General features: G+C 43.5%; 19 protein-coding genes. 7 read left to right on the top strand and 12 right to left on the bottom strand.

The annotated features are described in order from the left end of the window. Nucleotides 1–18 precede the first annotated feature (18 nt). Both BW980_RS10965 and BW980_RS10960 read left to right on the top strand, forming a co-directional pair. Entirely contained in the window at nt 19–537 is a 519-nt protein-coding gene (locus tag BW980_RS10965) for a hypothetical protein (protein WP_076455251.1), read from the top strand. A gap of 100 nt (nt 538–637) precedes the next feature. Continuing rightward, on the top strand, nt 638–1,756 hold the full coding sequence (locus BW980_RS10960) for a TlpA disulfide reductase family protein (protein WP_076455250.1): 1,119 nt from the start codon (nt 638–640) through the stop codon (nt 1,754–1,756). Between the two features lie 75 nt (nt 1,757–1,831). On the opposite strand, the gene BW980_RS10955 is transcribed toward BW980_RS10960, so the two are convergent. Further along, nucleotides 1,832–3,472: an LVIVD repeat-containing protein gene (locus BW980_RS10955; RefSeq protein WP_245800036.1), complete on the bottom strand. Its 1,641-nt coding sequence runs from the start codon at nt 3,470–3,472 to the stop codon at nt 1,832–1,834. Between the two features lie 179 nt (nt 3,473–3,651). Beyond that, complete coding sequence (locus tag BW980_RS10950; RefSeq protein WP_076455248.1) at nt 3,652–4,302, bottom strand: rhomboid family intramembrane serine protease; 651 nt, start codon at nt 4,300–4,302, stop codon at nt 3,652–3,654. A 56-nt stretch (nt 4,303–4,358) separates the two neighbouring features. Here BW980_RS10950 and BW980_RS10945 point away from each other — a divergent pair, with 56 nt between their 5' ends. After that, on the top strand, nt 4,359–5,246 hold the full coding sequence (locus BW980_RS10945) for a lysophospholipid acyltransferase family protein (RefSeq protein ID WP_076455247.1): 888 nt from the start codon (nt 4,359–4,361) through the stop codon (nt 5,244–5,246). 152 nt (nt 5,247–5,398) lie between these two features. Here the strand turns inward: BW980_RS10945 and glmM are convergent, their stop codons facing one another. Next, nucleotides 5,399–6,787, bottom strand: coding sequence for a phosphoglucosamine mutase (glmM, locus tag BW980_RS10940; RefSeq protein WP_076455246.1), 1,389 nt, complete (start codon nt 6,785–6,787; stop codon nt 5,399–5,401). A gap of 75 nt (nt 6,788–6,862) precedes the next feature. Between glmM and BW980_RS10935 the strand changes: the two genes are divergently transcribed. The 3 genes from BW980_RS10935 to BW980_RS10925 all read left to right on the top strand — a co-directional run bounded on the left by BW980_RS10935 (nt 6,863) and on the right by BW980_RS10925 (nt 9,939). Then, nucleotides 6,863–7,447: an acyl carrier protein phosphodiesterase gene (locus tag BW980_RS10935; protein ID WP_076455245.1), complete on the top strand. Its 585-nt coding sequence runs from the start codon at nt 6,863–6,865 to the stop codon at nt 7,445–7,447. A gap of 61 nt (nt 7,448–7,508) precedes the next feature. Continuing rightward, complete coding sequence (gene ggt / locus BW980_RS10930; protein WP_076455244.1) at nt 7,509–9,212, top strand: gamma-glutamyltransferase; 1,704 nt, start codon at nt 7,509–7,511, stop codon at nt 9,210–9,212. A 10-nt stretch (nt 9,213–9,222) separates the two neighbouring features. Next, nucleotides 9,223–9,939 carry a hypothetical protein gene (locus tag BW980_RS10925; RefSeq protein WP_076455243.1) on the top strand — a complete coding sequence of 239 codons (717 nt, stop codon included), beginning with the start codon at nt 9,223–9,225 and terminating at the stop codon, nt 9,937–9,939. An 18-nt stretch (nt 9,940–9,957) separates the two neighbouring features. On the opposite strand, the gene BW980_RS10920 is transcribed toward BW980_RS10925, so the two are convergent. The 4 genes from BW980_RS10920 to BW980_RS10905 form a co-directional block, all read right to left on the bottom strand. Then, nucleotides 9,958–11,091, bottom strand: a complete 1,134-nt coding sequence (locus BW980_RS10920; RefSeq protein WP_076455242.1) for an MBL fold metallo-hydrolase — start codon at nt 11,089–11,091, stop codon at nt 9,958–9,960. A 371-nt stretch (nt 11,092–11,462) separates the two neighbouring features. Beyond that, on the bottom strand, nt 11,463–11,903 hold the full coding sequence (locus tag BW980_RS10915) for a hypothetical protein (RefSeq protein ID WP_076455241.1): 441 nt from the start codon (nt 11,901–11,903) through the stop codon (nt 11,463–11,465). A gap of 56 nt (nt 11,904–11,959) precedes the next feature. Further along, complete coding sequence (locus BW980_RS10910; RefSeq protein WP_076455240.1) at nt 11,960–12,493, bottom strand: dihydrofolate reductase family protein; 534 nt, start codon at nt 12,491–12,493, stop codon at nt 11,960–11,962. A 151-nt stretch (nt 12,494–12,644) separates the two neighbouring features. After that, nucleotides 12,645–13,763 carry a histidine decarboxylase gene (locus BW980_RS10905; RefSeq protein WP_076455239.1) on the bottom strand — a complete coding sequence of 373 codons (1,119 nt, stop codon included), beginning with the start codon at nt 13,761–13,763 and terminating at the stop codon, nt 12,645–12,647. Nucleotides 13,764–13,921: 158 nt separating this feature from the next. Between BW980_RS10905 and BW980_RS10900 the strand changes: the two genes are divergently transcribed. After that, complete coding sequence (locus BW980_RS10900) at nt 13,922–14,374, top strand: Lrp/AsnC family transcriptional regulator (protein WP_076455238.1); 453 nt, start codon at nt 13,922–13,924, stop codon at nt 14,372–14,374. 64 nt (nt 14,375–14,438) lie between these two features. Here BW980_RS10900 and BW980_RS10895 read toward each other — a convergent pair whose 3' ends face one another. From BW980_RS10895 to BW980_RS10875, 5 genes are all read right to left on the bottom strand, one after another. Then, a complete protein-coding gene (locus tag BW980_RS10895; protein WP_076455237.1) occupies nt 14,439–15,239 on the bottom strand; it encodes a DUF695 domain-containing protein in 801 nt (266 codons plus the stop codon). Nucleotides 15,240–15,463: 224 nt separating this feature from the next. Then, entirely contained in the window at nt 15,464–16,348 is an 885-nt protein-coding gene (locus tag BW980_RS10890) for a DUF4261 domain-containing protein (protein ID WP_076455236.1), read from the bottom strand. Nucleotides 16,349–16,540: 192 nt separating this feature from the next. Next, complete coding sequence (locus BW980_RS10885; RefSeq protein WP_139327655.1) at nt 16,541–17,092, bottom strand: hypothetical protein; 552 nt, start codon at nt 17,090–17,092, stop codon at nt 16,541–16,543. A 146-nt stretch (nt 17,093–17,238) separates the two neighbouring features. Continuing rightward, nucleotides 17,239–18,015, bottom strand: coding sequence for a LuxR C-terminal-related transcriptional regulator (locus tag BW980_RS10880; RefSeq protein ID WP_076455234.1), 777 nt, complete (start codon nt 18,013–18,015; stop codon nt 17,239–17,241). A 107-nt stretch (nt 18,016–18,122) separates the two neighbouring features. Further along, nucleotides 18,123–19,040: an NAD(P)-dependent alcohol dehydrogenase gene (locus tag BW980_RS10875; protein ID WP_076455233.1), complete on the bottom strand. Its 918-nt coding sequence runs from the start codon at nt 19,038–19,040 to the stop codon at nt 18,123–18,125. Nucleotides 19,041–19,390: the final 350 nt, after the last annotated feature.

Here is a 19,390-nt window from a genome sequence, read left to right as displayed (position 1 = left end):
ACCAAAAATCACAAGAACATGAAAAATTGGAAATTTTTATTTTTTATTTGCTTTTGCTCTATGGCACTTTCCCTACAGGCCCAAGACATATCTGACAACGCATTAGGTTTAAGGCTTGGCGATAGCGATGGTTTCGGGGCAGAAATCTCTTATCAAAGATTAATAGGCCGGTATACCCGTGCCGAGTTTGACCTAGGTTACCGCGATAGCCGCGAGTTCGACGCGATCAAACTGACCGGAGTCTACCAATGGATCTACAACATAGACAGGGGATTCAACTGGTTCTACGGTGCCGGTGCCGGATTGGGCAGTGTAGATTTCGCCCCTGTTCCCAACAGAAACAACCCGACCATTGCCGAAGATCCCGATGGGGGACTTTTCGTTTTCTTGGCCGGTGATGTGGGTGTGGAATACAACTTCGACCTTCCGATAGTAGTGTCTTTGGACTTTAGACCTGAAATCGGACTTATCGGATTTTCCAATTTTGACAATCGCTTCAACTTTGATATCGCACTTGGTATTCGATACCAGTTTTAAAAATCATACCTCAAATACACCTAAGCTCTTGACACATACTGTCAAGGGCTTTTTTTTGTACCGATATATACCTACATTTGCTCAATCTTAAATAAAAGGAATGAAAAAAGTAGTATTGTCAGTTTGTATTTTAGTGGGTCTTTTCGCCTGTAACCAAAAACCGGAAGGCTATAGTTTTACAGGAAACCTTAGAGGCGAGGTCGAAAACGGCACCAAAGTGTTTCTTAAGGCCATGGGCGACAACGGTCAACCTGTTGATATAGATACCACCACCGTGGAAAACGGGAAATTTGTTTTTACCGGTCAGGCCGACACCCCAGAAATGCACTACGTTTTTGTAGACAAACTAATGGGCTATACTGCTGTGATCCTAGAAAACGGCGAGATTGAACTCAGTGCACAAAAAGACAGCTTGGGCTTTGCCGATGTAAAAGGCACGGCACAAAACGATGTGTTCATGGACTACATGGACAAATCAAAAGAGATTACCGCCCGTGCCCAGTCGATCCAACAAGACATGCAAAAAGCGGACGAGGCTACGGCTTTGGCCCTTAGGGATGAAATGATGGAACTTCAGGAGGAGTACAAAAACTTTGAGATCACCTATATCAAAGAGCATCCGAATGCCCTTATAGCGGCCTTACTTATTGACCGTGCCACCAGCGCAAGGGCCATTACGGCTGCCGAGGCACAGGAAATGTACGATGCGCTTTCACCCGAAATCAAAAAGACCAAGGTTGCGGCTACCATCGTAAAGAAATTGGAAGCCCAAAAACAGGCCGAGGAAAATGAAAAGAGTACGGCCATTGGCGCAAAGGCCCCTGAGTTTTCGGCTCCTAACCCCGAAGGTAAAACAGTTGCCCTAAACGAGGTTCTTGGTAAAGTGACCCTTGTCGACTTTTGGGCCGCATGGTGCAAACCTTGTAGGGCCGAGAATCCGAATGTTGTTAAGGTCTACGAAAAATACCATGACAAAGGACTCAACATTGTCGGTGTTTCATTAGACAAGACCGAAGAGGCTTGGAAAAAGGCTATCGCCGATGACGGATTGGCCTGGCACCAAGTATCAAACCTAGCTTATTTCAACGATCCCATTGCCAAATTATACAATGTCGATGCCATTCCCGCTGCATTCCTTTTGGATGAAAATGGAGTAATCATCGCCAAGAACCTAAGAGGTCCGGCCTTGGAACAAAAAGTAGCTGAGCTTTTAAAGTAAAATTACCTATACCTAATAACAAAAGCCCCGACCTTAACTGGTCGGGGCTTTTGTTTTTATATTAGGGCCAATTCCTTAGAACTTCCCCTGTACGTCCCTAAACGTACCTTTTACTTTGGCGTTTTCAAGAAGCTTTACACTCCCGAAAATATTGGCAACCGAATCGTCACCTATAAATTCTACGGTAGCGCCCTCATTCAAGATCAGGTCACCATATATGTACAGGTTACCTTCTACCCTGAGCACGGCATCCTTGTTTACGACTATATTTTTTCTCTTATTGTTTCTCCCCACGACCAAGGTCCCCTTCATCTCGAAGAGTCCATTACTATTCACATAACTGGTACTGTTCACTGTCCACGTACCACAAAGTAGCAAAGAGCCATCTACTTCAAGTTTATTGAAACGCTTAGACCCACTGTATTCCTTTACATCACCTTCACTCACATAGAGGTTGGCACTACCGTGGTAAGGATCAAGATCCGAACAACGGTTTTCCAAACTTTGATCCGGTCGGTTAAGTTTTACGATTTGGAGTCCTGCTTTACCCGAAGCCGCAAAAACATAATCCCCTTTTGAGGCCACGTAGTTGATCGACCCATCAAGGTCTACCACCCCCACTATATTGGTTTGCCCGTCTACATCTTCGGTAAGACAGAGTCCCGCACCCCCATTGGCCATTAACAGAATCTCTTCGTTCATAGCCACGGCATTGGTAACGATGTTTTCCGTTTCGGTACCTACAGGATTTAAAAGGATGGGAATATACTCGATCAAGCTACCACTGTCCATATTATAGACCCCAGCACCTTTGGCACCTTCCGATACGATTATTTTTTCCCCTGAAAAATCCAAGGTCCTTTTGCTACTCTGTCCAAAATCGGAATCGATAGCAATGATTTTACGTTCTACAAAATTTTCATCCATGATGCTTACGCCTTGGCTCGCATCCAATACGGCTACAACCCCATTTTCATAGGCTACCGAACGCAAATCGGAAAAAGAAACGTCGTTTTTGGTCGATAGATCGGTTTTTTTATAGGAAGTCAACAAGCCATCTTTTCCGCTTGTGACCAATATACCATTTGTGGTTACCTCTACATCATTGGCCGTAAATCCTTCTTGGAAACCATAGGTCAACTCCCTGCTGACATCCAATTTACCACCTGAAGCAGGTATTTTAACAATAAAGGAATTGGAAGTGGCCCTAGCGGACTTTTCCGAATCTACCCCGCCCACAGCGTAAACATAGCCGTTGTCGTACTCTACCGCATTGATATCGGCATTGCTATAATACAGTCGCGATGTAACTTTAGGGTTGTTCGGGTCGCTTACATCAATGATATCGATACCACCTGCATAACCGTCCTCTACCGTATTATACGATACGTAGGCATAATTGCCGTCTACATCGACATGCGATGCGGTAAGGTTATCTCCGCCCGTATAAGACGGTGGATCAACACGGGCGACCAAGGTCAAGGGGTAATCGCCAGCCATCTCCTCTATGGTCTTGGAAGTCTTTCCTGTAGAACCGTCCGTTTTTCTTATTTCAAGAACACCGGCGTCGTCATAGAGAATACTATTCTCTAAAACCGATGCCTTGGCTTCAATGGAAATATCATCTTCGGTATCTTTAAAGACCGTGGTTTCGTCACTACACGATAGTATAAATGTACTGGCCGCCAATGCGACGAGGGAAAGCTTTTTCATCATAAGTAGGTTTAAACACTATTAGGTTTGGGTGTTAACCTAACGCCTAAAGCCCCTTGAAGTGTATAAATGAATCGTCTTTTTTCGACAAATCGCACTCAATTACGATAAATGCGGCAACATAGCCCCTATTTTAAGAGAATAAAGAGAGAATTCAGGAAAAAAATCGACAAAGATCAGGGCTAAATCTTGCCCATTTTCGCCATGATGAACAGTATGATGATCGGTATTGCCAACAAGCCTACCATAAGAGGCTCATGGACCAATAGTTTTGGCATAAAAAGCAGGGTTCCCACATAGCCCCCTATAGCCCCTCCAAAATGGGCGGTATGCCCAATATTGCCCATACGGCTTTTCATACCATAAATGGAATACAGCAAGTAGCCTATACCGAACACATAAGCGGGTACGGGAAGGGGAATGAACATAATGCCCAATTGCATATTGGGCTGCAAGAGAATGGCGGCATAGAGTACACCGGTTACCGCGCCACTGGCCCCAACGGCACTATAATAAGGTTCCTTTTTGTGAAAATACATTGCTAAAAGGCTTCCTGCCAATAAGCTAAGAAAGTAGATGGCCAGAAATTTTCCGGAACTGAACCAATTGACTACCACCGGCGCAAAAAAGTACAAGGTAAACATATTGAAAAACAGGTGGGCTACGTCAACATGTAAAAAACCCGACGTCAGCATACGTTCTTTCTGACCGGCCTGTATCTGTCCGATCCCAAACTTATAGCGCTCAAAAAATACGGTATCGTTGAATCCTTTTAAGGAAACCAAAACGTTGGCAGCGATTACTACGATCGTAGCAATATCAAGGTTGTTCATACAGCACAGTTAATTTAGCTTCAAATATAGCTATATTTGTGGATTAAAAGGTTTCAATGCAACTGCTTGTTTTTATTTTGGCGTATCCTTTATTATGGCTCATTTCCATTTTGCCTTATCGCCTTTTCTACGGTTTTTCAGACTTTGTATTCTTCTTGGTCTACCATGTGGTAGGCTATCGGAAAGATGTCGTCAAGACCAATCTGAAACTGGCCTTTCCCGACAAAACGGAAGAAGAAATCCTAGCGATCCGAAAAAAATTCTACCATCATATGTGTGATGCCTTCCTAGAAATGGTCAAGACCATGAACCTATCCAAAGCGGAAGTCGCCAAACGCTATGCCATTCAAAATATTGAGGTCATACAGGAAATAGAAAAGGAAAAGACCATTTTGGTAGTCTGCTCACACTACGCCAACTGGGAATGGAACGTAAGCATCAACAACCACGTAACATCACAGGGCTATGCGGTCTACCAAAGGATAAGCAATCCCTATTTTGACCGATGGGTCAAAAAGGTACGTGCCCGATGGAACACCGTTCTCATTACCAAGGAAGAAACGGCCAAAGTGGTACTCAAAAACCACCTGAACAATAAGATCGGGATTTTCGGCATGGTAAGCGACCAATCACCACAACGGAGCAGGGCGCAGTATTGGACCGAATTCATGGGGGTTAAGGTACCGGTTATCAACGGGGCCGAAAGCTTTGCGCGAAAAATGGACCTTGCCGTGGTATTCCTAAAGGTATCCAAGGTCAAAAGAGGCTATTACTCCGCAGAGTTCATCCCTATTACCACTTCCGGGAAATCGACCGAGAAAAACGAGATTACAGACACCTTCTTGCGCTTGGCGGAACAGCAGATCCAGGAAAAACCGGAATATTACCTCTGGACGCATAGGCGTTGGAAGCACAGGAACAATGTTCCCGCAGAGTTTCAGTAACCCTCGCTTCAACGACTTAATTAACTAGATATAGGAAGCGTACTTTTTTACTAGAATAAAAAACGCTCGGAATAAAAACGAGAAGAATCTCGATCGTTCCGAGCGTTGTGCTTTAACGCCTCCCTTCGACCATGCTCAGGGAGCAGCTTGTGCTATAAACCGGCTACCGCTTTAATCTCATCGATAATACGGTCGGCCAAGGCATCGGCTTCCGATTGGCTTTTAGCTTCGGTGTATATTCTGATGATGGGTTCGGTATTCGATTTTCTCAGGTGGACCCAATTTTCGGGAAAATCGATTTTTACCCCGTCAATGGTAGATATTTCCTCATCCTTATATTTTTCGGCCATTGCCTTAAGAATGCCGTCGACATCAAGACCCGGGGTCAACTGTATTTTCTTCTTGCTCATAAAGTACGAAGGATAGCTCGCACGAAGTTCGGCAACACCCCCTCCCTTTTCGGCCATCAACATCAAGAACAAAGCGGTACCGACGAGCGAATCACGACCATAGTGGCTTTCAGGGTAAATAATACCCCCATTTCCCTCACCACCGATAATGGCTTTGTTCGCCTTCATTTTAGTCACTACGTTCACTTCGCCAACAGCTGAAGCTTCATACGTACCCCCATGCTTTTCGGTAATGTCGCGTAAGGCACGTGAAGAAGACAAGTTAGAAACGGTATTCCCTTTGGTCTTGCCCAAAACGTAATCGGCACAGGCCACCAAGGTGTATTCCTCTCCAAACATCTCCCCGGTATTATCGATAAAGGCCAAACGGTCTACATCGGGATCGACCACAATTCCAAAATCGGCCTTTTCCTCTACCACCAAGGCACAGATATCGCCCAAGTGCTCTTTTAAGGGCTCTGGGTTATGCGGAAAATGTCCTGTTGGGTCACAGTACAATTTCACCACTTCAACACCAAGCTCTTCGAGTAGTTTAGGAATGGCAATCCCCCCTGTAGAGTTTACACCATCGACCACTACCTTAAATTTGGCCATACGAATGGTATCGGCGTCTACCAAGGGTAGGTCCAATACTTCGTCGATATGAATATCTATATATGAATCGTTTCGGGTAATGCTTCCCAAATCATCGACTTCAGAAAAATCAAATTCTTCCTTTTCGGCTATATCTAAAATCTTAGCCCCTTGCGCCGCATCTAAAAACTCCCCTTTTTCATTCAAAAGTTTAAGGGCGTTCCATTGTTTCGGGTTGTGGCTGGCGGTCAAAATAATACCTCCGTCCGCTTTTTCCAAAGGAACCGCTATTTCAACCGTAGGTGTGGTCGACAGATCCAAATCGATAACATCTATACCAAGACCTACCAATGTGGATACGACCAGGTTTTGGATCATTTCACCGGATAGGCGGGCATCTCTACCGATAACCACTTTTAGCTTTTCCTTTTTAGAATATTCCTTTAACCAAATACCATATGCCGCGGCAAATTTAACCGCATCTATGGGGGTTAAGTTATCTCCCGGGCTACCTCCAATAGTGCCTCGTATACCTGAAATCGATTTTATTAATGTCATGTTTATGTAAAATAGTTTCTGCAAATATACAGGTCTAAGGCCAATACTATGTTTGCAATTTGTAAATTCGAACCTATGAATTTTTTAGCACATATTTATCTTTCGTTCGATGACCCCGAAATTACCTTGGGAAATTTTATTGCGGACAGCATTAGGGGCAATAAATTCAAGCATCTACCGGAACGGGTTCAAAAAGGGATCATGTTACACCGAGATATCGACACCTTTACCGATACGCACGAGATTCCCAAAATCAGCAGTAAACGCCTACACAAGAACTACAGCCATTACAGTAGGGTGATCGTAGACATTTTTTACGACCACTACCTGGCCAAAAATTGGGATACCTATAGCGAAACGCCTTTGGATATTTATGTGGATAATTTTTACGACCTATTGGAAGAGCACTACACCATTCTACCCGTAGGCGTACAACGTATGATGCCCTATATGATTTCCGATAACTGGATCTACAACTATTCCAAAATGGAGGGTATTGCCAAGGTCTTAAAGGGAATGAACCGTAGGACCAACAATATCTCTAAAATGAACTTTGCCATTTTAGACCTTGAAGAGCATTACGAAAAATTCGAAGAAGAGTTTACGGCCTTCTTTGATGAACTTTTGGTATTTTCAAAGCAAAAATTTATATCACTCTAATCGACATAGCATATACGACCTACTTTAAAACCGTTTGTAAACCTTAGTAATCCGACCACTTATGAAACCCGTACGATTTGTTTTACTTAAGACCCTTATCCTTCTCTTTTTCCTAAGCTGCAAAAGCGAACCTCTTAAACCTGCAAAACCTACCGGCGTCGTTGTCGAAAAGGCCATGGTGGTCTCTGCGCGCGAGGAAGCCTCGACCATTGGGGCAACCATTTTAAAACAGGGCGGAAATGCCTTTGACGCCATGGTGGCCACCGAGCTGGCCCTGGTCGTTTCCTATCCCTTTGCCGGAAACGTAGGCGGAGGCGGTTTTATGGTCTACCGCAAGGCGGACGGTTCTATCGGGGCCTTGGATTATCGTGAAAAAGCCCCCTTGGCCGCTACAAAGGATATGTATTTAGATTCCCTAGGAAACGTTATTCCGGGTATGAGTACCAAAGGTGCTACTGCGGTCGGGGTTCCCGGTACGGTGGCAGGAATCATAGAGGTACATAAAAAATTCGGGTCCATGCCCTTGGAAACCATTCTTGAACCGGTCATTGCCTTGGCCGACGAAGGGGTGATCATTACCGAAAAACAGGCCGAACGTTTTAAAAATTACAAAGATATTATCTTGGAAGTGAACGATAGCGTCACCACCTTTCCCATTGGTTGCGAAGCCGGAGACCTTGTAAAGTTTCCCGCCCTGGCCAATACGCTGCGCCGTATAGCGGAAGAAGGGCGTGACGGGTTCTACAAAGGGGAAACCGCAAAAGTACTGGCTTCCTTCATTCAGGAAAAAGGAGGATTCGTTACCGAGGAAGACCTCGCACAATACGAGGCCCAATGGCGTCAGCCTATAGTTTTCGACTACAAAGACCTTCACATCATATCAATGAGTCCGCCTAGTAGCGGTGGGGTTACCATGAACCAGATTTTAAAGATGATGGAACCTTACGATGTTGCCAAATTCGGACATAATTCAGAAAAGACCATACAATTGTTTACCGAGGCCGCGCGCCGTGCCTATGCCGACCGGAACTATTGGTTGGGCGATCCCGATTTTGTGAACATCCCCTTAGACGAGCTTTTAAGCGATGCCTATTTAAAGGAACGTATGGAGGATTTTTCTTTTGACAAGGCGACCAAATCGGAAGACGTCCGCGAAGGAAACATACAAATGGCCGAAAGTATGGAAACCACCCACTACTCCATTGTCGATGCCGAAGGCAATGCCGTTTCGGTAACGACGACCTTAAACGGGGCCTACGGGTCAAAACTTTATTGTGACGAGCTCGGTTTTTTCCTGAACAATGAAATGGACGATTTTAGCGCCAAGGCCGGTGTTCCGAATATGTTCGGCCTGGTAGGCGCCGAAGCCAACAGCATTGCCCCCGGAAAACGCATGCTCAGCAGCATGACCCCGACCATTGTAGAAAAGGAAGGCAAGCTTTGGATGGTAGTAGGTACACCCGGAGGCTCGACCATAATCACGGCCGTAACCCAGACCATTCTAAACGGGTACGAGTTCAATATGAGCATGCAAGACGCCGTAAGCGCTCCGCGTTTCCATCACCAGTGGTTACCCGATATGGTGGTCTTTGAACCCAAAGGCTTTTCAGAAGAGCTCAAGGGCGGACTCAAATCAAAAGGATATCATATCAATGAAGACCGCACACCCATTATAGGGAAGGTAGACGCCATTCGTGTATTGCCCGATGGCAGTCTCGAAGGAGGTGCCGACCCCCGTGGCGATGATACGGCCGTAGGCTTTTAACGTATTTGAGATGATAGGGAAACTGTTAAAAATTCTGGGCAAGGGACTTCTGTATCTTGCCGCCCTGCTCCTCGTGGGCTTCGGTGTTTTGTATATGATATACGACGAAGCCTTGCCTACGGGAATTACCGGTGAAAAGGCCGATGCCCTCGCAGTTAAAATGCTAAAGGCCATCAATAACGACGCCTATACACAAACCCAATACTTGGAATGGACTTTTGCCAAGGGTGCGCATCGCTACAAATGGGACAAAGCCAATGGCGAAGTAGATGTGGCATGGGACGATTACCGTGTACTCTTACATTTAAACAGCCCGTCAAAAAGCAAGGTATTCGAAAACGAGACCGAAGTGCTGGGCGAAGACCGAAAAAAGCGCATTGATCAAGCCATAGGTTTTTTCAATAACGATTCCTTTTGGCTGGTCGCCCCCTTTAAAGTATTCGATACCGGAACGGAACGCAGTTTAGTGACCTTGGAAGACGGTTCGCAGGCTTTGTTGGTCACCTATTCCTCAGGGGGCAGTACCCCTGGAGATTCCTACCTCTGGCATATAGGGCCCAACGGATTGCCTGAAAGCTTCCAAATGTGGGTCAGTATTATTCCCATTGGGGGACTCAAAGCGACTTGGGACGATTGGAAGATTATGGAAAGTGGCGCCTTCTTGCCCACCTCCCACAAACTAGGACCGCTAACCTTGGATATGGGGGAAGTTAGAGGGTATAATTAAATTCCGGAGCAAGCTACACTAAAGGTCTTTCCACCAGTTCGCATAGGTACTAAGGGAATCGGCTACCATGATTTCTTGCCCAATTCTGGGGGCAATCACTTTTAAGTCCAGTTCTATTGCCTTTTTCTTTACCCGTAGTATAGGATCTTTCCAATCATGGAGCGCCAATTTGAAACCGGCCCAATGTATGGGCATTATTTTCCTTGCCTTCACATCGATCCCTGCCAGTGCTGTTTCCTCGGGCATCATATGTATATCGGGCCACATCTTGTCGTATTGACCACACTCCATTAAGGCTAGGTCAAAAGGACCGTATTTTTCACCTATTTCCTTGAAATGCGGGGCGTATCCACTATCCCCGCTAAAATAAATGCTTTCAGAGTCCGATTTCACCACCCACGAACTCCACAAGGTACTTTGGCCATTGCTCAGTTTTCTGCCGGAAAAATGCTGTGCAGGCGTACAAACCAGTGTAATCCCACCTAATTCTTCCTCTTGCCACCAGTCCAATTCCGTAATCCTGTCCGAAGAAATCCCCCAAGCTTCCAAATGCACGCCCAAACCAAGCGGCACAAAATAATGATCGACTTTATCCTTAATACCTAGAATAGTTTCGTAATCTAAATGGTCGTAATGGTCATGGGAAAAAATGACCGCATCAATTTTGGGCAGTTTTTGAACGTCCAAGGGCATTTCCTTATTGAACCGTTCATCGCCCAACCAAGGGTGAGGCGCCGGGACCTTGCCGAACATGGGATCTAAAAGAATATTTTTACCGTCCATTTGCAACAAAAACGATGAATGTCCGAACCATAGCATTCTGGTTTGGCTTTTATAGGCCGCTACACGGGCGGAGTCTAATTTAAGGACTTCCAAGTCTTTTTTGGGCCTTCCATTTTTGACCTCGGTCGTAAAAAATTTATAGGCAAGATCCAGGGTTTCCCCAAAACTTAATTCTTTTGGAACAGCTTTGATATTTTTGAATTTTCCGTCTTTGAACTGATTTGAGCCTTCGTAGACCAACTGCCGCTCTTTGGTGACATCACCACCAAGACTTGGATAGAAATTATTGAACAAGAGGTAAGCAATAAACAATGCCCCAATGAATATGACCACCGTAAGCAGTACTTTCTTTATAATTTTTCCCAGCATTCTTCTTTTAAATAGTATTCCCTTCGTATCACCTCAAAGGCCTTGTGAAAAATCCTTTGCAAGGTAAGACAAGACCTTAGTTCAGTCTTGTTGGCAAAAGTATGGTTTACACAAGATATAATGAAGCCCTTGGCGGCTTAATCGAACAGAAGCATATTTAATTATCACGGGTTGGACTTACGGTTTGAAATCGTGGGCAAGTAATTAAAAGCCCTTATCAAAAGCTTCCCTTTCAATCAGTTTTCCGACCGATACGGTTTTCAATGTACGGTGCCACCTAAGGAATCGGTGCACGAACCCTTACTTTTCCACCAATCAATAAGGCTTTTGATTCCGCTTATACAATGATAGGATTACCATTTTACTTTACCCTAATTCAATTTTTTATAAACTTCGATATTATGGAAAACCGTATCGTTTCGTTTATAGGTATTCACTTGCTTGTAGGTGTTTTTACTGCGTTCAATGGGTATCACATAGGTATTCACATCGCTCTGCATCGATTTAGACATCGAGATCAGGGTTTCCGTAATGGTATCGTTTTTAAAAGTGTAGGTCCCATAGCCGTGCCACTCGGAAGCATCTGCCGCCGGGTCGGTGTTCCAGATGACATGGCCGTCTAAATAGATTTTGTGCTGTACCTTGCTCGTATCCACACTTAGGGTGTCGCCGTTTGCAAGATGGTAGAAATGGCTCAACTCCCATACCCCATCAATGGGATTGGCGGTTTTGCCGTCGGGAACGGAATTACAGCAGACACCAAGAAGGACACCAGCTAAAACAAGGTAGGGAAGCGCGGCTTTTTTTTTCATGATCGGGCAATGGTTTAAATGGGTTTCGCCTTAAAACACCCAAGGCTTCCTAGGGGCTACGATTTTAAGTCGTAGGTAAGTATTTGTAAGCCGTCATCAAAAGTTTCCTTTTCAATGAGCTTTCCGACCGATACGGCTTTTGAGCTTCCAAAAAGCGGAATCCCATCCCCTAGTATTATCGGGTTCAGCTTGAGTTTCAATTGATCAATCAACCCATGGTCAAGCAGCCATCCCGCAAACTCGCCACCGCCACAGAGATAAACGTCGGTTGGGGATGCCTCGGCAATTTCCTTGACCCGTTCTACCGAGCTGTTTTCAATTCGGACGTTATCGGCAAGCGCATCAATTTTAAGCGTTTCGGAAAAGATATGGTGATTCATGTTAAGGTAGGCCGGTTGTCCTGGTTCGAGTCCGTATTGATATCCGTATTCATAGGTTTTACGGCCCATAATCACGGTTTCAAACTTCGCCAAATCAGCTTGATATTTTTCACCCCCTTCCCCTTCCATAATGAACTCACTTATATCGCCATTTTTTCCCGCGATATATCCGTCCAAAGAACTTGCTACGTAATAAATTATCTTTTGCATCACTCGCTTTTACTGTGGTTGAACATGCTATGACAGTCTACCTATAGAAGGCTTATTTATAGCAAGATAAGGAATATTAACAAAACCTGCCCTACATAGTTTTGTAAGATGTACGACAGGTTTAATAAAAACGGTTCGTCGGCCACCCTTTTTAGGCCATGCTGGCCACCGGCGCCTTCTCGCTTACCAGATCCAGGATAAACTCGTCTATCTGGCTTTTGGTAACATTGGGCATACAAATGATATGGGTAGCCTCATCGGTAGCCAATTGCCATTTCTCTTTAATGGAATGGGACACCTTGGGAAACACAACGGTTATGGCCCCTTTATTCGTCCATGCCGGTATGCCTATGTTATTCAATTCCTTTTTACAATATTCCGCGGTTTCAAGACTATGACGATAACGCGCCTCAAGCCCTTGGATTCCCATCTTCTTTATGGCGTACCACAAAAACAGTGCACTGTGCCCGTTTCTAGACCCTGTAATGGTCGTATCTAAAGAACCGATATAAGAAATACTCCGGGCTATTCTATCCCTTAAGGAACGCTTGGCCAAGATAACCCCCGAAGGAAAAGGCGATCCAATAAATTTATGCCCGCTAATGGAAATACTGTCCGCCCCATCTTGAAAGTCAAAAGGGATACGGGGTTCGATAAAGGCCCCATAAGCCCCTGCCAAGGCGGCATCGCAATGTATATAGTGGCTTTGAATGGCCAATTTCTTTAAAATCCCTTTTACTTTGGAAACATCGTCTTTGGCCTCGGTCATTGTCGTACCAAAGGTGGTAAGTACAATAGCCGGTTTGTCACGGTTCAACTGTAGTGTATTTTCAAGGTCTTCATAGTCAAGTTCCCCATTTTCTTGCGACCTGATGGTAATGCTGGAAAGGTTGAGCAAATGGATATTTTTTCTAACGCTATAATGGGTAGATTCAGAAAAGTAGACCATGGCTTTCGGATATAGTTCCCTCGCCAGATAAAGTCCGTACAAATTGCTCTCAGAGCCCCCGTTGGTTACATAGCCCCAATAATCTTTTGGCTCTGCCCGAAACAGCTGGGCAAAAAAATCGACCACTTCCCTTTCCATTTCATGGGTTTGGACCTTATAGGTATTGGCCTCATAAGGATCTCCAACATTATTGATAGGATGCTCTAAGAATTTATATAAGCCGGAGTAATCAAAGTCTTTGGCCACGGGGTAGCCGATAACCCTATCCTTTTCTTGGATCAGTTTGGCCAATAGCTCCTCTATTTGTTGCTCATTATTCATTTCTAACAATTATTTTTATTCTACAAAATTACAATTACTAATAATTTATTTCTATAATAATCACCTTTACAGAATATAAAACTACTATATTTGACATATTAGATTTAAACGCCTGATTCTTACTTTTACAGGATGGGATAACCGAAAAATAATCTGCCATGGATGGGATCGATCGTAAAATACTGATGCAACTTCAGGAAAATGCAAAACAAAATACCAAGGAAATTGCCGGTAAAGTGGGCCTTAGTGTGACCCCCACTTACGAAAGAATAAAAAAACTAGAGCAAGGGGAAGTGATTCGTGCCTATGTGGCCTTATTGGACCGGGCCAAAATCGGCAAAAAGCTAATTGCCTATTGTCAGGTTACCTTGACCAAGCAACAAAAGAAATTGGCGGACAATTTTAAACGGGAAGTACTTTTGCTTCCGGATATTATGGAGTGCCATCAGGTCAGCGGAAATTTTGACTACCTATTGAAAATTGCCGTAGATGATATTGCGGGATTTCATGAATTCATCAACGAGCGGTTGTCCATCATCAATGGCATCGCTACCATACACACTTCTTTTGTCTTAGATTCCGTGAAAGACAGTACGGCTTATAATTTGTGATGTGCGGGCACTTGCCAAGCTTGCATCCCTTCGCCCGCGAAAGGACATCCCCTTCATAGGGGGATTACAACTCTACCGAAGTTTCCCAACCATCGTAGTCACCATTTAGCTCAGCGGCTTTTTGACTCAACTTAAGCGTATAATCGTCTATTTCATTATACCCCACTTTGTCAATTCGCGATATGGAAATAAGGAATTTGTATTCGCTCGGCTGTTCTGTATTTTCCTTCGTTAAGGTCTTAAAACCTAAACTATTTGTATAATCTTCAAACTGGTCCAATTCATTTTGGGTTTTGAAATAGATCCAATGAAAGACTTCCCTTTCCTTCGTCAGTTGATCACCCGCTTTTTCTAGTTGTGCGAGTACTTTTCTATTTTGAATGGATTGCATTTGTTGGGGCATAGGGTATAAAAAGTCAAAATAGCCACTCCATTCCTTATCCAACTTATGTCCATAGTCAAAATTGTAATTCGGAAATGCGGTCATTACAGCGGAAACTTCCTTTTCCATTAAAATCGTATGCTCCCCAAAAAAGTATAAATCCCTATACCCGTCTGACGTGAGTCGGCCCACAAAAGTATAATTCAGGTTATTTTTGTCAAATTGGTCTATGATTTCATCCTCAATTTTCCATAACTCCTCGGCATCTTCGTTACTCGACAAACCATTGTCTTGTGGATTGGGCATTTCAATGGACACGTAGACTACATTTTCTTGTCCCTTAATTGGTGCAAGGCTCTTTAAGTTTAAATCAGTTGCAATCGAACTCAATTTTTCATTTACATTGGAGAAGTAAAATGTCCAATCAGGTTGATATTCGTTTTTTGGCTCAGATTGCCCGAAGGTGTTACCTAAAGATTCCATAATAAAAGTATAAGGTTAGTACTTGGTTGCGATGGTTTTTCAAATTGCGACAACACATTAGATGGTAGTATTGACGCTATTATAACGCCTAAAATAACGAATCCTTATACCCTATTGGAGAAATGAACGTGATGCCTGTTCCGGCCAAGGCAAACATCCCCAGCCCTGTGCCCTCGGCCTTTGAAAGGAAATCAACACAAACCCATGTGATTCAATAAGTTCCACTAATCACCTTTAATTATTTCGATTACGATCCTTTTCGGTTCAAGTTGTGAATGGTTAAAATAGCACTTCAATTTTTCATTGGCTTCAACTCCCTCAATCGTATTTCCGTGCTCAATTACAACTCCGTTTTCAAAAATATAAGCCCCATAATTGAATAAAAGTCCCGCTACTTGTTGAGGATTATAATCGGCAAATCGAAATTCAAAGTCAGGAAGCCCCAGAGCACTTAAACCAAGGGTATCCATAATCATTTCGTTTTGTGTTTCTTGAATATTGAACAAGCGCACATTCATAAAAGCATTTATATTTTGATAGTTATCTCGGCTACTCCTTTCGAGAAAATCCTTAGGTTCCAAGATAACTTCACTGTTTCGGATCCATACCGCACTCGGCATCATTGCAGAAACTATACTTGCTACAAACTTTTGAAAAAATTCGATTCTTTCCTTATACCCTAAATTTCGAGACATCAAGTCCGTCAACAAGATTTCATAAGAACATTTTTTGACCGTCTCTTCGGCCTCTTGCCAATTCCAAGATTGTCGAAAAGAATTCTCTAATTCGGCATATTCAATTTTATTTTCGTCAGGTATTAATATCGTTGCTTGGGCGGGAATGTTCCCCTCGGCAAATTCCACTTCATAATCTTTGAAGAAATACTGCCTGAGGTTTTTAGTTTTACCCTTAGCATCTGGGAACCCTATTGTTTCAAATTTATTTTTCAGCTCTTTTTCGATAAGTTCATCGTTAAGGACGGGCTCATCTTCAAAGAATAATTTTACCATTAACAGTTCAGGAGGATTTTCTAACGATTCATTTTCAGGAACATCTGCTTCGTTTTCAAGGTTTGGCTTATTTCCGAATATTTTTTTGAACAGACTCATTGGATTCTATGGTATTTATATAATGGCAGTCAACAATTAGATCTTGCCCCGATGCAAGTATAACGGCCAAAATAATAAATCCTTATACCCCTCTTGAAGAAAGGAACGTAATGCTTGTGCCGGCCTAGGGCGAACATCCCTCGGCCCGCCCCCCCCTCTTAAACGTGTAGAAAGTCGGGTTCCCCTAGTATCCTAGGCAGATTTAACGGGCTCAAAATCAATCCCCATAAACCTTGGTTCACATCGCTCCGTAAACATTTTAATGGCAACGTCATAATGTACCATGATCGTACTAGGCGACTCGTACAGACGAAAGAGCAATGTGCCCTCCGCTTTTTGAACATCAATGACGAGTTTTTTGAAATTATACCCTCCTAGGAGTTTATTCCCCTCACTTAGATCCAAATCAACACATTTCAACAAACCAAACACGTTTACAACAGAAAAGCCTTCCCATATGAGACCTAGCTTCGAGTTTTTTAAGATAACCGGATAGGTTTGTAAATTATCTACCCCTGCATTTTTAAGGGCCGAGATAAACCGTTCGGACATAATGGGTATATACAGTGAAATCAGGTCGCTTGGCGGGTTCTTTTCCGTAAAATTGACTTCTACCGTAAATTTTTCATGGATTAGGGTTTTGTTATATGCCCCGTCAGTAAAACGGTCTGCACTTTCACTAAGGGCTCCCCATTCAGTTACACCAAGATCTTGTGAAGGCAACATATTCAAAGTATAATACATAGGCTTTTGGTTTCATATCGGGCATTGGCTGTTTGGCTGACGAATAAACCTAGGGGTCGGCAATTGGGCCAATGGAAAACCTAGCCTTATCTAAAACAAAAAACATTAAATATTTTTGATGCGGCAACACTCAATGTTGAGTGTTTTCAAAATAATTGATTCAACAAACAGTACTGCACCAGCTTTTGTGTGGAATCGAAATTCAGCTTTTTAAGTATATTCCTTCTATGGCCATCTACCGTATGTGAGCTAATAAAAAGCTTTTCGCCTATTTCCCTACTGGTCTTGTTCAGGGCCAATAAACGAATCACATCTTGCTCCCTATTGGTCAAGGAATTCGTATCTATGAGCTTTTGGGAATAGTTCTTGTGGTACAATATTTCATACTCATTGTTTTCGTTTAGTTTTTTAATCGAACATACGATGGGCCTATATTCTCCCTTACCGGTAACCGTACAATGGGCAATACCGATAATAGGCTTACCATTTTCATCGAAATAGGTCGGTGTTTGATGTTCTAAGATGTTACAATATGCTCCTTTACTGTTTTTTACCCTAAAATTCCAGGTATAGTTTAGTTTACTGCGATCCTCTTGTTTCACTTTTGTCATCGTAAAGCGCATTAGATCTTCCAAGGCACTCATCCAAACAGGTAGGTCATCGGGATGAAAATAAGACAGCCAATATTTGGCGCCTATATCACCCATTTTAATTCTATCCAAGCCCAAGGCGTATTCAAAATTTTTACTGACAAAGGCATACTTCTGTGTCGTGGTATTGGTTACAATAAAAAAGGACTCATTGCGGGGCAAGTACTCTTCTAGCTCCCTTAATTTATTGAGGTGTTTTTCTATTATCGTATTTTGATACTCTTTATTGGTATTGAATATTTCTTTAAATAGATCAATGCTTGTTTTGGTCATTCGTACATCATTCTTAGCTTGAAAAACTGTTTGTTTAGGTGCCTTAAGCCCTGTTGCCCATCTTTCTGCGACCGAACCTGACCGGCAAGGGCAAAGGCTTCTGTCTATTAAGGGGTTTCAATAACGACATTCCCTCTTTTTCGTCCCTTATCCACATATTCGTGGGCCTTTACTATTTCTTCTAGTTTAAAATGTTGGTCGATAAAAGCCTTTAGCTTTTCCTGTTCCGCCATTTCTTTGATGAGCTCAAGGGTTTCGTCCTTTTCTTTGGTCATCATTTTTACCGAAACGAAAGTGCCCCCGGGGTTTAGTACCTTTTTAGCCTTTGATTTGGTGGTCTTTCCAACGGCATCAAAAACGATATCGAATTTTTCATCGCCGGCGGAATAGTCCTCTTTTTTATAATCGATCAAGTTTTGCGCCCCCAATGATCTTAGCATTTCGAAATTGGAAGTGGAACACACTCCTTTTACGATGGCACCTTTTTGATTTGCGATTTGAACGGCATAGCTTCCCACGCTTCCGGAAGCCCCATAGACCAATACGTTCTGCCCCTTTTTCAATTGGGCTTTCTCCAAAAGGTAGATGGCCGTCATAGCCCCGATCGGTAAGGCCGCGGCCTCTTGGTAACTCAGGTTTTTAGGTTTTAAGGCAATAACGCCACTTTTCCATTTTTGCGGCAAGCATATATATTCGGCATACGAGCCTGTACTCAGCATAGTTGTCGTACCGAATACGCTGTCCCCCACATTAAATCGCGTGACTCCCTTTCCTATTTCTTCTACGACTCCGGCCAATTCATGGCCTAGAATTTTCTTTTTCGGTTTAAAAAGTCCGAATATCAATCGGGCAGGAAGCCAAAACAAAGGGGGGAAATCGGAACTTCGAAGCCGTGCATCTCCTGAAGTAACCGTGGCTGCGTGTATTTTCACCAAAATCTCATCGTCTTTCGGTATCGGTTTTTCTACCTGCTTTAGTGTAAGGACATTTGGGGGACCATACGCTTCGTAAATAACTGCTTTCATATTGCCTTTGGTTTTTCGGAAATTTCGAACAACAGCCCTATAGACCCTATTCCCCAGATATTTCCTTTACCTCCCCCTAATATATAAATAATCCCCTTTCCCCCTATCATACCCTATACATAGATTGCAGGCCCGCCCCTGCTTTTGAGGGAACGGAAAGGGGTTTTCTTAAAAGAAATGGGCTAGCCACCCCCCTTATCGCGAGAATTATTCGTTTGCGCCTTAGCGCGTTTTATCGGGCTTGCCCTTCGTGTTTTTTTCGATTGGACAGGAAGCTTAGATTCAACATTCTACCTGATTGGGTCGGCCCGTCATCGAGCCCCGCCCGGCACCCCCTCCTCAAAAGGGGA

This window comes from Zobellia uliginosa, assembly GCF_900156625.1.
GTDB classification, from domain to species: Bacteria; Bacteroidota; Bacteroidia; order Flavobacteriales; family Flavobacteriaceae; genus Zobellia; species Zobellia uliginosa.
This window is presented reverse-complemented; position numbering and strand designations above follow the sequence as displayed.